This window comes from Pseudomonas sp. UBA6699 (genome assembly GCF_002454615.1).
Taxonomy (GTDB): Bacteria; Pseudomonadota; Gammaproteobacteria; order Pseudomonadales; family Pseudomonadaceae; genus Aquipseudomonas; species Aquipseudomonas juntendi.
Genome location: NZ_DKJF01000017.1, coordinates 66,939 through 81,112, shown reverse-complemented (window position 1 = coordinate 81,112; position 14,174 = coordinate 66,939). Strand labels below are relative to the sequence as shown.

General features: G+C 62.6%; 20 protein-coding genes and 1 pseudogene. 1 reads left to right on the top strand and 20 read right to left on the bottom strand.

Annotation, left to right across the window (positions count from 1 at the left end; all coding sequences use genetic code 11):
• Positions 1–20 precede the first annotated feature (20 nt).
• The gene (locus B3361_RS03000) at positions 21–1,163 is read left to right on the top strand and encodes a site-specific integrase (protein WP_286920103.1); all 1,143 of its coding nucleotides are present in this window, start codon (positions 21–23) and stop codon (positions 1,161–1,163) included.
• Here B3361_RS03000 and B3361_RS02995 read toward each other — a convergent pair.
• From B3361_RS02995 to B3361_RS02900, 20 genes and pseudogenes are all read right to left on the bottom strand, one after another.
• Entirely contained in the window at positions 1,132–1,410 is a 279-nt protein-coding gene (locus tag B3361_RS02995; RefSeq protein WP_232892053.1) for a pyocin activator PrtN family protein, read from the bottom strand. The genes B3361_RS03000 and B3361_RS02995 overlap by 32 nt on opposite strands.
• A gap of 9 nt (positions 1,411–1,419) precedes the next feature.
• Entirely contained in the window at positions 1,420–1,632 is a 213-nt protein-coding gene (locus tag B3361_RS02990; RefSeq protein ID WP_286920102.1) for a hypothetical protein, read from the bottom strand.
• Positions 1,629–2,312 (bottom strand): hypothetical protein, encoded by a 684-nt coding sequence (locus B3361_RS02985; protein WP_286920101.1) that lies wholly within the window; start codon positions 2,310–2,312, stop codon positions 1,629–1,631. The genes B3361_RS02990 and B3361_RS02985 overlap by 4 nt, the downstream gene beginning before the upstream one ends.
• 10 nt (positions 2,313–2,322) lie before the next feature.
• Complete coding sequence (locus B3361_RS02980) at positions 2,323–3,501, bottom strand: hypothetical protein (protein WP_286920100.1); 1,179 nt, start codon at positions 3,499–3,501, stop codon at positions 2,323–2,325.
• Complete coding sequence (locus tag B3361_RS02975) at positions 3,498–3,821, bottom strand: hypothetical protein (RefSeq protein ID WP_286920099.1); 324 nt, start codon at positions 3,819–3,821, stop codon at positions 3,498–3,500. The genes B3361_RS02980 and B3361_RS02975 overlap by 4 nt, the downstream gene beginning before the upstream one ends.
• 8 nt (positions 3,822–3,829) lie before the next feature.
• Entirely contained in the window at positions 3,830–4,591 is a 762-nt protein-coding gene (locus tag B3361_RS02970; RefSeq protein ID WP_286920098.1) for a hypothetical protein, read from the bottom strand.
• 39 nt (positions 4,592–4,630) lie between these two features.
• On the bottom strand, positions 4,631–6,424 hold the full coding sequence (locus B3361_RS02965; protein ID WP_286920097.1) for a DNA cytosine methyltransferase: 1,794 nt from the start codon (positions 6,422–6,424) through the stop codon (positions 4,631–4,633).
• Between the two features lie 52 nt (positions 6,425–6,476).
• Positions 6,477–7,088 (bottom strand): 3'-5' exonuclease, encoded by a 612-nt coding sequence (locus tag B3361_RS02960; protein ID WP_286920096.1) that lies wholly within the window; start codon positions 7,086–7,088, stop codon positions 6,477–6,479.
• A gap of 63 nt (positions 7,089–7,151) precedes the next feature.
• The gene (locus B3361_RS02955; protein ID WP_286920095.1) at positions 7,152–8,894 is read right to left on the bottom strand and encodes an AAA family ATPase; all 1,743 of its coding nucleotides are present in this window, start codon (positions 8,892–8,894) and stop codon (positions 7,152–7,154) included.
• Positions 8,895–9,209: 315 nt separating this feature from the next.
• A pseudogene (locus tag B3361_RS23925) lies at positions 9,210–9,401 on the bottom strand (DNA translocase FtsK); the annotation flags it as partial.
• 528 nt (positions 9,402–9,929) lie between these two features.
• Positions 9,930–10,130 carry a hypothetical protein gene (locus tag B3361_RS02945; protein ID WP_060545679.1) on the bottom strand — a complete coding sequence of 67 codons (201 nt, stop codon included), beginning with the start codon at positions 10,128–10,130 and terminating at the stop codon, positions 9,930–9,932.
• Between the two features lie 6 nt (positions 10,131–10,136).
• Positions 10,137–11,156, bottom strand: coding sequence for a hypothetical protein (locus tag B3361_RS02940; RefSeq protein WP_286920093.1), 1,020 nt, complete (start codon positions 11,154–11,156; stop codon positions 10,137–10,139).
• Between the two features lie 8 nt (positions 11,157–11,164).
• On the bottom strand, positions 11,165–11,968 hold the full coding sequence (locus tag B3361_RS02935) for a PD-(D/E)XK nuclease family protein (protein ID WP_286920092.1): 804 nt from the start codon (positions 11,966–11,968) through the stop codon (positions 11,165–11,167).
• A gap of 118 nt (positions 11,969–12,086) precedes the next feature.
• Complete coding sequence (locus tag B3361_RS02930) at positions 12,087–12,299, bottom strand: hypothetical protein (protein ID WP_286920091.1); 213 nt, start codon at positions 12,297–12,299, stop codon at positions 12,087–12,089.
• A complete protein-coding gene (locus B3361_RS02925) occupies positions 12,296–12,448 on the bottom strand; it encodes a hypothetical protein (protein WP_286920090.1) in 153 nt (50 codons plus the stop codon). Before B3361_RS02925 ends, B3361_RS02930 begins: the two co-directional genes overlap by 4 nt.
• Positions 12,441–12,593 carry a hypothetical protein gene (locus tag B3361_RS02920; protein ID WP_286920089.1) on the bottom strand — a complete coding sequence of 51 codons (153 nt, stop codon included), beginning with the start codon at positions 12,591–12,593 and terminating at the stop codon, positions 12,441–12,443. The genes B3361_RS02925 and B3361_RS02920 overlap by 8 nt, the downstream gene beginning before the upstream one ends.
• Positions 12,590–12,844: a hypothetical protein gene (locus B3361_RS02915; RefSeq protein ID WP_286920088.1), complete on the bottom strand. Its 255-nt coding sequence runs from the start codon at positions 12,842–12,844 to the stop codon at positions 12,590–12,592. The genes B3361_RS02920 and B3361_RS02915 overlap by 4 nt, the downstream gene beginning before the upstream one ends.
• Positions 12,845–12,909: 65 nt before the next feature.
• On the bottom strand, positions 12,910–13,152 hold the full coding sequence (locus B3361_RS02910; RefSeq protein ID WP_286920087.1) for a hypothetical protein: 243 nt from the start codon (positions 13,150–13,152) through the stop codon (positions 12,910–12,912).
• 13 nt (positions 13,153–13,165) lie between these two features.
• Positions 13,166–13,498, bottom strand: coding sequence for a hypothetical protein (locus tag B3361_RS02905; RefSeq protein WP_286920086.1), 333 nt, complete (start codon positions 13,496–13,498; stop codon positions 13,166–13,168).
• 362 nt (positions 13,499–13,860) lie between these two features.
• A complete protein-coding gene (locus B3361_RS02900; protein WP_286920085.1) occupies positions 13,861–14,172 on the bottom strand; it encodes a hypothetical protein in 312 nt (103 codons plus the stop codon).
• Positions 14,173–14,174 lie beyond the last annotated feature (2 nt).

Here is a 14,174-nt window from a genome sequence, read left to right as displayed (position 1 = left end):
AACCAGCCGTGTAGCAAATCATGGGAACCATCACGCAGCGCAAGCGCAAGGACGGGTCATCGGGCTTCACCGCCCAGATCCGCATCATGAAGGAAGGGAAGGCAGTTTATCAGGAAAGCCAGACGTTCGACCGGAAGGCGACGGCGCAGGCCTGGATCAGGAAGCGTGAGGCCGAACTGTACGAGCCCGGTGCTATCGAGAAGGCGAACCGCAAGGGCGTGACGGTCAAGCAGATGATCGACCAGTACCTAGTCGAGTACGAGAAGCTGCGGCCGCTGGGCAAGACCAAGCGGGCAACCCTCAAGGCTATTGGTGAAAGCTGGCTTGGGGAGGTAGTAGACCAGCAACTGACCAGCCAGAAGCTGGTTGACTACGCCATGGACCGGATCGAGAAGGACGGCATCCAGCCGCAGACGGTCGGAAACGACCTGGCGCACCTGGGGGCGGTCCTGTCCGTGGCCAGGCCGGCATGGGGTTATGAGGTCGATCCGCAGGCCATGCCCGACGCCCGGCGCGTATTAAAGAAGATGGGGGCGGTGACCAAGAGTGTGGAGCGTAACCGCCGGCCGACCCGCAACGAGCTGGAACGCATCATCAAGTACTTCCAGAAGGTGCGTGATGCCAGGCGCCAAGAGATCGATATGGTGCGCGTGGTGGTGTTCGCGCTGTTCTCGACCCGACGCCAGGAAGAGATCACGCGAATCCGCTGGGATGCTCTCAACGACCAGGAGCAGTCGGCGCTGATCACCGACATGAAGAACCCAGGCCAGAAGTACGGCAACGATGTTTGGTGCCACATGCCCGACGAGGCCTGGCGCATCCTGCAGTCAATGCCACGGGTTGCCGACGAGGTGTTCCCGTACAACTCAAGGTCGATATCGGCCTCGTTTACCAGGGCGTGCCATTTCCTTCAGATTGAAGACCTGCACTTCCACGACCTACGCCACGATGGCGTAAGCCGCTTGTTCGAAAAGGGGTGGGATATTCCGCGCGTGGCCAGCGTGTCGGGCCACCGGGATTGGAACTCGATGCGGCGCTATACGCACCTGCGGGGGAAGGGAGACCCCTACGAGGGGTGGGAGATGCTGGAAGAGGTGGTAACGGGCCCCGTTATCGAGGCCCCAAGGAAGGTCAAGAGGCTCGCCGCTGGCCTCGCCCCATGAGCTTGTCCTGCTCGGCCTTGGCCTTTTCGCGCTGGCTGTCGATGTAAGCGGCCAGATCCGCCAGGTGCACACCGCGTGCGCCTTTCTGGCTGGACTCCATCCACACCAGCGGCAGGTTGATTTCGCCCCGGGCCACCTTGCCCTTGAGCTTGGTTGGGGTGATATCGAAGTAGTCCTTGCAGACCACTTCGATGGGAATGATGGCCTGGCCGTTGTACTGGGCCATCAGCAGGAAGGCGGTATTCATGTTGACCTCTCAGAAAATGAAACGGACAGGGGCAAGGTGTGCGGTCGGCAGCCGGACCAGCACCGGCCCATCGTCGAACTGGTCGCCCGCTGGCGGTGGCGGGTGCTGGTCATCGGCCTGGGCAACGCGGGGATTGGTGGCGTAGATGGTTAGGACTACGCCGATCAGGAATGCGAAGGCCGCTGACCCGAGGCAGGCCCAGAAGACAGCGACGGGCCTCATGGCTGGATCCTCTTGAACTCGACGACCCAGACCCATGGGTTGGCGTCCCATGCGCCCCGGCCGTTAATGGTGTCCCACAGGTCGGCGAACGCATCGATGTAGCCAATGCTGCCGCAACTGCAGGCCGGGTAACCGTCAGGCTGTACAGGCCGATCACAATCAAAGCGGTGATCGCTGATGCCTTCATCCAGTACCTGGCCCTCGGTAATGTCCTGCAGTTGCTCGACGCGAACGTCGGTAACTTCTAGCAGGATGCGGCTGGCCCAGCGGGGCATGTGGATGCTTGGGCGCCAAAGCATTTCTGGACCGTTCCAATCCGCGCGGAAAATGCAGTGGTCTGGCTTCTGGAAGCGCTTGGGGATATCCGAAAGGGGCGAGCCTTTGCAGCCCATGTACTGGGTGTAGGCCCAAGTCCCATCGTCTTCGGGGTCTTCCAGCCAAGTCTCGCGCACCCATAGGCGGTCGCCTGGCTTTCCGTATGGGCATGGTTTTCCACGCTGCGTGTTCATCGTTACTTCGCCGGCATAATTCGCTGGTCGGTCCCAGCTCGGCACGCCGTCTACAACATCAATCGGCGCACTCATGAACTGTGGCTTGACTGCGCGCCTGGTAACAGTCTTCTGGCCTTCCAGAATGGCGCGGACCATTGGCCCGCTGAACAAGATCGGACGTTCTTTCATGGCGCTGGCCTCAGTAGGGGACACACTTGTTGCAGGTCCCGGTCCAACCCGGTGTCCCGCAGCCTGAGCAGGGTTCGGTTTCGGGTGAGCCGCGCTCTTCCGGACGACTCTCAAGGTCGGGCAGGAGCACAGCCAGCGCCTTCTGGTAGTTCGGGTTGTCGGCCAGCATCTTGGCCACGCTGTCGCAATCGCTGCCCAGCGCGGTGATTCGGTCATAACCGGCCTGAACCACTGAGCGATAGTCGCTGACCATGTGCTGTAGCAGCTGGCGCACCTGGTCGATCTGTTCGTCCCGCGCCGTCAGATCGGCCTGCAGCTGGTCGCACAGCTTGCACTTGGTCAGCACCAGTTCACTTGGCTTGGGGGCGGCCAGCAGAGCCTGCATGGCCCGCTCACCCAGTTCGACCACCTGCGGGTCATAGGTGCGCAGCTTGGACTCGGCCTCAATGGCGCGGCGCTTCCAGGTTGCCAGGTCGGTTGGTTCGTCCGGACCTTCACACGCCGCGCACGCCACAAGACCACGCTCGACACAAAGACCACCGGGTAACTCGTCCTTCGACGCGTCATCAATTGTGCCGGTGTCGCCGCATGCCTTGCACTTCGGTCCTCTGGATTCAAGCGCTGCGCGTGCGATCGAACCGTCTTCGATGAACCACGGTTCAGACTCATGCCACAGGATGTTCGCCGGCTCGCCGCTGCAGCTGTCCCAGTTCAAGCCGTCATCGGTCGAGTAGTGATCGCGATCAGCGTAGAACTTGAGCGCCGCGCGCAGTTCGACCAGCTCAGTTCGTAGTTCGTGCTCGCGCTCGCCAGCGCGAAGCAGGGAGCTGCGAAGGGCCACGACCTCGCCCACCTGAGCGCCGGTGAACAGCGGCACGCTGTAGCGTGCAAGCCTGTCACCGTCACCAATCCTCAGGGTCGCCTCTCGCCCCTGGGCGGTGATGAACTCTTGATAGCCCGGGTCAAACCACGCGGTTGCCAATCCAGGGTCCTGATCGGCTGGAGCAAGTGCGCGAATATGCGGGCGACCAGCGAAGTAGCTCCAGTCAATTCGCCAGCCGGTAACAGCCGACAATTCCTTGCACAGGCGTTCAACGTCTTCCTTCTCGAAGCTGTCGTATAGCCCAACGCTTTCACCGCGTTCGAACACATCAGCGTCACATGGCGGCAGTCTGTTGTCGTTGCTCATTGCCCTTGCTCCAGTAGTTGAATGACGTCCAGGTAACCGGCGATGTGGCTGGCGGGCCGGCCTTCGGCGGTGCGTTTCAGCTGCTCAACCACCAGGGCAACGCCGTTGGTGGCGGCCAGCGTGCGATGCAGAGCCAGCACCGTGTCGGTGGCTTCCTTGCGTGCCTGCTGGCGCATGTATTCGTTGATGGGGCCGTGCACCACCAGCACCGGTATTGGCTTTGGGCGGATGGCTGTTTCGGTGGAGTACGCCGGGGCTGGCGCAGGCGCAGGGGTGGGGCGGCGGGCCCGGTCAAGGGCCGCCTGGGCGACGGGGTTCATAAATGACCTCAGGCTTTGGCGATGATGTCGGCCTCTGCCATTTCGCAGAAGAACGAGCAGGAGGGGATTTTCTCGTTGCGGCGCACTGGGCCGTCGCCGAGATCGCGCAGGGAAAAGCGCACGTTGGTGTCGCGGTTGCGGAACAGGTAGGAGCCTGGGCCCAGTTCGTCTTGAATAACGCACAGAGCCTCGAACTGCTCAGGGAAGTCCTCGCGTATAGCCCGGAAGTAACCCTCACCCCCTTTGGCACAAGCAATGCAGTTGGCGTTGTGGTAGCCCATCCGGTACATCAGCGGCAGCTCAATACCGGCGCGCTGGATCATGGCCTTGCAGTCCTCCTTACCGAGCCCCTTTTCAATCAGCGGCGCCATGGCCGGCCTATCAGGGTTGCGCTCAAGGAAGTCTTCAAACCTCCCTACTTCTTCGGCGGTGAAGCCAAGCACCATCACGTCGCCAGGTTGCTTCCAAGTGTCGAGCAAGCGCCGTTTGAGCAGCTTGGTGCATGGAGCACCGTACTGGTTCTTGATGTAGCGCTCGCGGCGAAACACTTCCAGCGCATCGGCGCCGTACTTCTCGTCACGCAGCACGGTGATCGGCTGGCCGAACCAGGCTTCACAGTCCTGGGCGAACCGGCGGTTGTCTTCGTGTTCGTTGGCGAGGAAGGCATTCACGATTTGAACGTCGTGGGTGCCACTGTATTCGGCCAGCGCCAGCTTGGTGGCCACCGCCGAGGCGGCGCCGCAGCTGAACTGGCAGATGATTCTGGACATATGGCCTCCAGCAAGCGCCGGTCGCCCGGCGCGGGATGGTCAGGCATTGCTGACTTGGGAAACGCTCAGGCCCACCGCAACCGGGCGAACCCAGATCGGCATGCTGCTGAGCATGAAGGTTTCGCCCTGGGCGGCCAGGAGCAGGGTGGTGCCCATCACGTGGGCGATTGCTTCCGCCGCGGCCGGCGGTACTGCGTTGCCGATTCGTTCGCGCCAAGCCTGGTCGCTCAGGCCGTCCAGCTCGAGCTGCTCTTCGGGTTCGACAAGGCTTTGCAGCGCGGCCAGCTCCAGGGTGGTGAAAGGGCGGTGCCAGGTGCCGTCGAGCGACTCAATAACGCAGGTGAGCCGGTCATTGGCCTCGGGTAGGCGCGGGTCGGCAACGCTCCAGCGCCCGTTGTCGTGCATGGCACTGGCGGAAACGGCGCCGGCCTGGCCGTTCCAGGGCACGACACCGTAGTGACCGCCGGTAAGGTAGGCATCACCCTTAGTACGGCGCATGCCCGGGCGGGGGTCCTGAACAGCAAATGCGCCCTGGCCAGTGGTGCTGCCGGCGATCACGGTTCCAGCCGAGCTGGTGTAGGGCGTGACCAGGTACTTGCCGAATCCTTGACCGGCGCGCCGAGGATCTGCAATGCACTGGCCGCCAGCACTTGGTGACTGGCCGCCGGTTACCGTGCCGGCGTGTGTGTCCATCTTCACGATGCGGTACACGTTGTTATGCCGAACACCGCTTGGGCGTGGGTCGGCCACGCTGAACGTGCCTTGCCCTGGGCTCTTGACGCCGATTACAGCGCCGCTTGTGTCCTCCCAACGGCGCACACCGTATTGCTGGTACTGCAGGGCGCCGGCTTTGGCGCGGGGATCAGCCACCGAGAACTTGCCGTTGGTTGGTCCGCTGCGTGCCGCCACGGTGCCGGCTGCCTCTTGCCAGTCATGCACACCAAGGAAGCCGTCGCGGAACTGCGGGACAATGATCAGATCGCGCAGGTAGCCGTCCTCGATCGCCAGATCGTTCAGGCTGCGCCAGTCCTTGCCGGCCTCGACCAGGGCCAAGCGAACCCAGGTCTTCCACTGCAGGGCTGGCACTCGGTGCATTGGGCCGGCCTGTTCGATATCGCCGGCCAGCGGCATGCGACCGAGGATGTCGCCCACGGCGCGCAGGCTCTTCTTCTCCGGCTCATACAAGAACGGGGGTACCTTCTCGACATGGCGGGCAACCAGGAGGAAGCGCTTACGGCTCTGGGCCAGGCCGCCGATGACGCCGCAGTCGTGGGTGGTTTCGGCGACCGCGTACCCGAAGTGGCTGAGCAGGGCGCCGATCTGGTCCAGCAGGTGCCGGCCGCGGCTGGCCAGGCGTGGGACGTTCTCGAACACCAGCAGCGGTACCGGGTCATCGCGCCAGGCCTCACCGAACAGCCAGATGCAGCGCAGCGTCAGCTCGTTCAGTGCCTGGTACTTCGGGGTCAGGCTCATGCTTTCGGACAGCAGCCCGCTGGCGCCCTTGCATGGCGAACTGATGAACACTGCGTCCGGACGGCGGCCGCCGGCGGCGCGCCGGATATCCTCAGGCGTTGCTTCACGCCAGCCTGGTGGCGGCTCTTTGCCGTGGAAGCGGATGTACTGGTCGCGGGTGAACAGATCGATCAACGTGCCTTTGACGCCGCTCAACCGCTCGAAGTCGGCCAGGCCAGCCGGGTCAACGTCCACACCGCCGATGCATTCCCACTCGGCCTGCATATTGCCAACGATGGGCTTGGCTCGGTTGAAGCCTTTGGCGCCGCCGCCCAGGCCGCAGCAGAAGTGGAAGTGAGTCAGTTTTCTCTTGATCAGCATGCTGCCGTCCTTGAAGAGGGGGCGCCAGCTGGGCCGGCGCATAAGGAGATGGTTAGGCGACCGACTGGTAAGCCTGCAGGGCGAAGTACACGCGGGCGCAGGCCTCGGCGTCCGGGCGGGCACGGTGGGCGCCGACCAGTTCCTCGCCGGTGAAGAACTTCAAGGCCTCGGCAACGCTGGGCTGCTTGAACTGACGGCCACGGCCGGCGGCGATCATCTTGGCCGTGGGCGGGCACTTCACGATGTTGGTGGTGGATTGGCAGGTGCAGAACTTCGGCGCCTCGCGGAAGGTTTCGGCCACCCATGGATCTTGGAAGCGCTTGAGGGCGATACGCATGATTCGATCGTCGAACGACACGTTGTGCGCCACGCGCAGGCCTGCGCGGTTGGCGATGGCCAGAAAGCCTTCGACGGCCACCGCTTCGGGGATGCCATGCTCGAGCGCGATTTCGTTGGTGATGCCGTGAATGGCGGCCACCTCTTCGGGGATGCTCCAGCCGTCGGGGCGGATCATGGCTTCAAAGCTGTCGACCAGCTCGCCCTCGGGGCTGTAGAGCAGGGCGCAGATATCGACCAAGTGAGGCTGGTCCGGGTGGTCGCTTGGGTCGCGGAAGTTCGGCAGGCCGGTGGTTTCGGTGTCGAAGACGCAGATCAACTGGGACATGGCGGGTTTCCTGTAGGCGAAAAGAAGGCGCCCGGAGGCGCCTGTGGTCTTGCTGGGATTGGGTCAGCCGGCTTGCTGCATCGGCTGTTCTTGCTGGGCGATACCGCCTTCGATCCATACCGCACTGATCTCCGGCGGAAGCTTGGCCGGCTTGGCCTTGAGGGTGCCAAGCACGATTGCGCTTTCGATCTCGTTGGCCTTGGCCAGACTGACCAGCATGCCGAGCAGCTGCCCGCGCGCCGGAAGGTCCAGAACGTCGAAGCGATCGAGCATCACCAGCTTCAAGCCCGAGTGCACAGCGATGGCCAGGGCCAGCAGCGTGTCGCAGCGCCACTGTTCAGACTCGCTCAGCAGCTGGTACAAGCGGCCGCCGGCGGTGATCTCCATTTCGGTGGACACCTGCACGACTGGCCAGCCGGTGAGCTTCGATGTGCGGGTCAGGCTGGCATTGAACGGCTGCAGCGCCCCGGCCAGGATCTCGCCGGGGATACCGTCGGGGGCCAGGGCCTTTTCGATAAGTACCCATTCCAGAACGTCGAGGTGGTAGCCGGCGGCCTTTTGTGTGTTGGCTTCTGCGTTCTTGGCTTCGTCAGCCGCTTCGCACAGCGCGTTGTACTGGGCCCGCAGTTCGCCTTCCTGCTTGCGCAGAGCATTGAGCGATTCGATTGACCGGTTGTATCGGTCTTGGTCGAAGGCTTCGGCCTGCTGGCCTTCCAACTGTGCCAGTTCGTTGCGGGCTGCCTCGGCCTTGGCCACCACCGCCATGTCGTTCTGCAGGGTGCGGCGCAGCATTTCGACGCTGCGCTGCATGTTGGTGATGTCTAGCGCCAGCGTGCTGGTTGCCGCAGTGTCCTGCTTCAGCCCTTGGTACAGCTCCAGCTTGCTGCCGACGATCTTGAGGCCGACACCGCAGGCTGGGCATTCACACCCGCCAGAGCCTGCCTGTTGGTCTTTCAGCTGGGCCTGCAGCTCTGGCAGTTGCTGCTCCAGCTTTGCCAGGTCCTGCTCAGTGGTGGTGCGCTTGGCTACGGCGCGGTCGTACAGGCCGGCGGCTTCTGCCAGTTCTGCTTTACGCTGGCCAAGGCCTTCTGCTGCCTGACGCTTTGCGTCCTGCTCACCTATGAAGCGGTTGCCGTTTTCGATGTCCTGCTGCACCTTCGCGTGCTTCTTGAAGACCTCTTCACGCTCGGTGGCGTTGGCAATGTTGTCAGGCGCCACGAAGGCCCATCCTTCCGCCTTCTCGCTGCCGTACTGCTCACCGGTGATGGCCTTCCAGGCTCCGCGCGACTCTGCGGCGTAGGCCTTGGCCTGTTCCTGGGCAGCGCCAAAGCCGCTCAACAGCAGCGGTTTGATCTTCTCGACCTTGTCCTTGTTGGCCTTGCGCTTGGCCAGCATGCCCACAACAACGTCAGGCTTGGCGCTGGACTTGGTCAGCTTGAACAGCAGGGCACGGCGGGCCTTCTCGTCCAGCGCAGCGAATGCGCCGGGAGTCAGCACGAATGGCAGGTAGTCATCGCCTGGCACGCTGTGGCGCTCGGCGGTGCCCTTGGGAAGGGAGAAGCTGCTGGCCGCGCCATCGTGGCTCACGATGATCTGGGCCTTCTTCTCGCCCTCAGTGACCAGCTTGCCGTAGTCCTTCTTGTGCTGGACGCGGCCGGAGCCGCCCAGGGCAAAGCCAATGGCCTCACGCAGGGACGACTTACCGGCACCGTTGAAGCCCGCCACCAGGGTGATCGGCGTGGCCAGGTCCAGGCTGGCGCTGCGCAGGCCCTGGAAGTTCTCGACGAAGATGTGTTCGAGGTGCATGGGGGATTACTCCAGGTTGAGGTCGACAGCCTGTTCCAGGGTGCCAACGACGCGGTAGGTGTGCTCGAGCGAGGAATCGCCCTCGGCTTCCAGCTGGATGACGCTGCTTTCCAGCAGGCGCAGCAGCAATGATGTGGCACGGTCGCTGTCGATGCTCAGGCGGCGCTGCAGCCAGGCAGCGTCGATGATCTGGCCGTGCAGGGAGACGATCTGCGCAGCCTCGCTGTAGTCGAAGTCGCCGAACTCTTTGTTGACCGGCATGCTGTCCTCGGGCAGCTCGGCGTCGACAACGTCGCTTTCGTCTTGGGCCACCGGCTGCTGCTCGGCCTGGGCGATAACTTCGCGGGACCCATTGGAGCTGATGGCCGTTACCACGCCCTCGGTCTCCATCTGCTCGAGCATTCGAGCAGCGCGGTTGTAACCGACCTTCAAATGTCGCTGGATCGCGGAGATTGAGGCGCGGCGCGTGCTGCGTACGAAGGACACCGCTTCGCCGTAGAGCGAGTCAGGCCCATCCGGCAGGTCTTCTTCCTCGCGCTGGCGCTCCAGGCCCATGCCCGAAACGATTTCTGACACGCTCAGCGGTAGCTCATGCTGATCTCGCTCCGGCTTCACGAAGTCGGTGCCCTCGTGGTAGTCATCCGGCGCCATCACCAGTAGGCAGAGGTGGCCTGCGCTGTCGATCAGCTCTTTCCGGTTCGGCGCCTTGGCGTCGATGATCCCGGTAGCGGTCAGCTTCTTGGCATCAAACTTGACCTCTTTCATGGTCAGTTCGATGGTAGTGGCGCCGCGCGAGGCGATGATGCTCACCGCGGAGCGCACCACATCACTGGCCTTTTCGGTGATGCGGTCGATCACTTCCTGCTGGTCGTCCTCGCCCAACCGCAAGAACGGTGTCTTGATGTTGCGCAGTTCGAACAGCGCCGCTTCGACCAGGTCGTGCACCATCAACTCGTGCGCCAAGACCATCGGCGAAACGCCGTGCAGGTAAGCGCGGTCGATGAACTCTTTGTGTTCAGCTTTCATTGGGGATCCTCAGTACTTGGCGATTTCTTCCAGCTTTTTCTGCTGGGTGAATGTCAGCAGGGTGCGCGGGCCATAGCGCTTGAAGCTGGCCCGCATGTTTTCGACGAACTCTTGTTCCCAGGCGCCCGACGCGTGGAGGTCGGCGGCGGCGAGCAGCGAGGTAAATTCCTCGACCCGGTCGTACAGTTCTTCCACGGTCTGGGCGGCCATGGCGACTTACTCGAACTGCAGGTTGCTGGTATCGCCCGGCTGGGCATCGTCTTCGGCATCCGGCTCAGGCTCGGCAACCTGTTCAGGTTCCGGCTCTTCTTTGACGTTTTCGGTGGTTTCCTTTACAGAATCGGCAGTTTTCTTACCTTTTCGGGGGCTTTCTGTTACCACTTCTGCCTGTTCTGTTGCGGGTTCGTCGTCAACCACCACACCTGCATCGTCTTCGCCTTCGATGATCGCCGGTGGCTCTGGCTCTTTGTTCCGGAGGTCGTTTACGTCCACGGTGTAGGAGCCGCTGGCGTCCTGCTGAGCATCGATGTAGTCCTCGACCTCTTCGCGAGTCTGCAGCCCCATCAGCAGCTCTGGCGCATACAAGCGGCCCAGCAGGCTGGCGGCTCGGTAACGCAGCATGATCTCGGGCATGGTCAACCACTTGCTGCCGTTCTTGGTGAGCCAGCCTTCGTCAATCGCCATCTGGATCGACACCAGCGGACCATCCAGGCGGTCGCCGGTTTCCTTCTCGATGACCCAGGCGCGGCAGGTTTGGTGTCGGATCTTCGCTTTGCGGGCTTCCTCGACCTTGTTGCCCTTCTTCCAGACGGTCAGGCTGTAGCTGATCTCCTGCTCTTTGCCTGGCTCACTGAGGTCGAAGCGGAGCGGGCTGAATCGTCCGCAGCTGTTGATCGAGGCGATGATGAACTGGCTCGACCAGGACGGACGCCCCTCGATCACATACAGGTTCTGCATCACCATGAGCGGGTCGGCGCCCATGCGCTGGGCCATGTTGAGCGCCACGATGCAGTTCGGCAGGCCCGCTGGGTTAGGGTTGTGGCCGACGACCTTGCCGTATTCCTTGACCTCGGCGAAGGCGCGGTACTGGACCGGCACCAGGGTGGATGCCGACAGGGCCTTGGCAACGCGCTGGATCTGGTCGAAGCCTTGGCCGGTCAGCAGCGACATGGGGGCATCGTTGGGTTTGGCGACGGCGCTGGTCTGCATCTGCGCCAGGGTGGTGGGTTGCGACATGGTGGACCTCATTGGTGGTAAGGGCAGGTGGACCAGCGCGGGCAATACTTCGCGCTGCAAAGGAAGCTCTGCGGGTTTGGCGGGAACAGGCCGGAGCGCAACATGTCGGCGCCGATCTGGATCAGCCCGGGGAAATCATCGGTGCCAACCATCATTTGCTTGGCGCCAACGATCTCGCCGATGCCGGTTTCGGGCTTGCCCTTGGTCTTGAGCCCGATGATGTGGGCCGGTGCCGTGCAGGGCTCGCCGGTGGTGTGCTCTTCGAGGATTTCGTAGGTGCCGATCTGGGCCCAGTGGCCCTTGGTCTTGGCAACCCCGTCCACGACAGCAGTGCCGCCGGTCTTCACGTCGGCAATGCCCTTGCCGTCACCGGCTTTACAGATGCGTGACCGGTCGAGCTGGCCGGTCAGGCGGATGATGGTGCCGCCACCGCAGTCGATCTCCAGCGGCTCGGTAGTCCGCTCGACGGCCACGAACTCATAGCGCGGGCTGATCTCGTTGCAGTAGCGGGTGTGCAAGGGCAGGGCGATGCGCTCGGCCTCGGCCAGGGTCAGCTTGTCTGCCTTCCAGTCGATGTCCTGGTCGGGATTGCGCAGTGTGTGCACCAGCAGTTCGGCAGTGTCGTAGGCCGACAGGTTGCTGCCGTTCATGCGGGACACATCGAAAGCTGCGGTGCTCGCGTGAATGGCGGTGCCAAGGTGCGAGCGGCCGCTGCTGGGCGACCGGTGCTTGAGGATGTGGATGTACTCCCACTTGTAGGCACAGTCGAACAGCGAGCCCCACGAAGAGGCCCGGATGGTTGTGACGGACATGGTGTTTACCGGGTAATGGCGTCAGCCAGCCCAATCAGCACAAGCCAACCGGTCCAGCCAAGGAGGGAAGTGGTAGCGCCGCGCCAGATCAGGTGGCGGCGCCGGCGCTGGGCGGCGGTCATTGCCGGTTCCGGGCGGCAAGCTGGCGGCGCGTAGGGCCGTAGGCCATTTCCCAGCGAGCAGTGCGGCGCTGGTGGTTCGTTGCATCCAGGCCTGGGTAAACCTCTTCGCGGCAGCCTGGGCAAAGCACCTGGTCGTCGAGAATTGCGACGTCACAGCAGCGCGTAAAAATAGTGCTGTTGGTGTGAGAGGCGAGATAGACGCTTTTCATGGAAACCTCACAACGAGCATGTTCTTGCGCACCTCGATGCGGTGCAGCAGGCCTGGCTCGGACGCCGGAAACAAAAGACCCTGCGAACGCAGGGCCTTGAGAAGGTCGGGAAGGGTGGCGGCAATAACCGCCCGGCATTTGTTAGGCATAGCGGCGCTCCAGTAGCAGGTCGCGCTCGTCCGAGCGCCAGTCGCCGGCCTGGAACGGGTAGCCGTCCGGCTCGGCGTCTTCTTCGGTGGGTTCTGGCTCGTCGTCCAGGTCGGGCGGGTCAAGCCAGCGGTCGTAGGCGCTCATGCCCGTGCAGCCAAGGCAAGGCGCTGAGTGCGCAGCGTTTGAGCCAGGAGCCGATAGCGCGCCATGTCGATCCGCATGTGGATCAGGTCGCGCTGCTCGACAGTGATATCGCCGCGAGCCAGGGCGTACGCAGTCATGCCGGCCACGTAGCTCAGTTCAGTTTCGGAGGCCGCCACCAGTTCGCCCGGTGGTGACGCAAGCGCTCGTTCGATGCTCTCGTCGAACACCGTCTGCGCGGTTTGATTGAACATGGTGGGATCCTCGGTTGATTCCCTGTCTGGCCCTCGTTGGAAGGCCAACCAGTGGAAGCGGCGAATCAATGCTTGTTGACGATTTCGGCGTGGCTGCGGTGGGCGTTCTCGCCAACGTGCTCAGCAACTGAGTGAATGAGTTCAACCGCCGATTCCTTGCCATGCGTGGCCGCGATCGCTAGGCCGGCCATGCTGATCAGCTTCATGGTCAAATTCAGCACGTCGTCCAAATCCCTTGGCTTGCAGGCGTTTATGTAGGCCTCAACCAGCTTGTTGCACATGCGTTCAGCGGTTTCAGGGGTGACCATGCCTTCTCTCCTTTCAGAACCAGACGCGCCGGTCGAAGATGACTGCGGTGCCGGCGATGAAGCCAAGCTGCTCGGGCTCAACGCCTGGGTTTTGCTTGAGGTAATGGGCGCGGTAGATGGTCGTGGCCTTTTCGTTGCGGGGCAGGCTTTTCAGCAGGCCTTCCTCGTCGACGAACATGTCAGTGCCCTTGCCGTTGTGCAGCACGCCGACCTGCTCCAGGTCGCCGCCGTCCAGGTGTGGAACGATCAGGCTGCGCAGGGCCTGCAACGTCGGCGCCGCCGGCAGGTTGATGTTCAGGGTCAGTTCGGTGCCATCCGGGCGGATGACGGTGTAGTTCGTGTTCATGGGGGAGTGCTCCGGTTGATTTCCGAAAGCGCCCGAGCCGGGCGCTGACGCGAAATCTTCTGGTGCGGGCCGCTGTTACACGCCACCTGCGGACTGGGCGATGACTTGGTTCGGGGGCCCTGGGGGCCCAACAGCCGACCACGCTGCGTGCTGTCGGCTCTCGTTTATGCGGTGCTCGACGCTGCGCACCCGGGGTGAGGCTTCCCCTGTACCGAATAGGCTTCGGCTCGCTGCCATGAATCTGCGTTGTGCGCAGAACATAATTTGCATTATGCGCAGAAATCATTCTGCGTCAAGCGCAGAAATTTTCCTGTGTGCAAAAAAAATCCCGCGCATTGGCGGGATCTTGGCAGTTGGGAGGGTCAATCTTCTGGCTTGGTGCGCTCCATGTAGAGCGTGAATTCTCTATGCCATAGCTTCTGTCGCTCGCGCACCAGCAAATAGGTGATCCCGACAAGCACCAGGCCAGCGCATATCAATGGGATCTGCAAGCGCTCTCCATTGTACCCGGCGATCAGCAGGCAGAAATACGCAGGTAGTGATCCGGCGAAAAACGACATCACGAGCCAAAGCGTTGGGGATTTAGGCCTTACGCCCTGCTTGTCGTTAGCATGCGATTCAGCTCTTCTGTATCGCTTAAAGAAATCATCGTCGTTTTCCTTTACGCCACGCATGA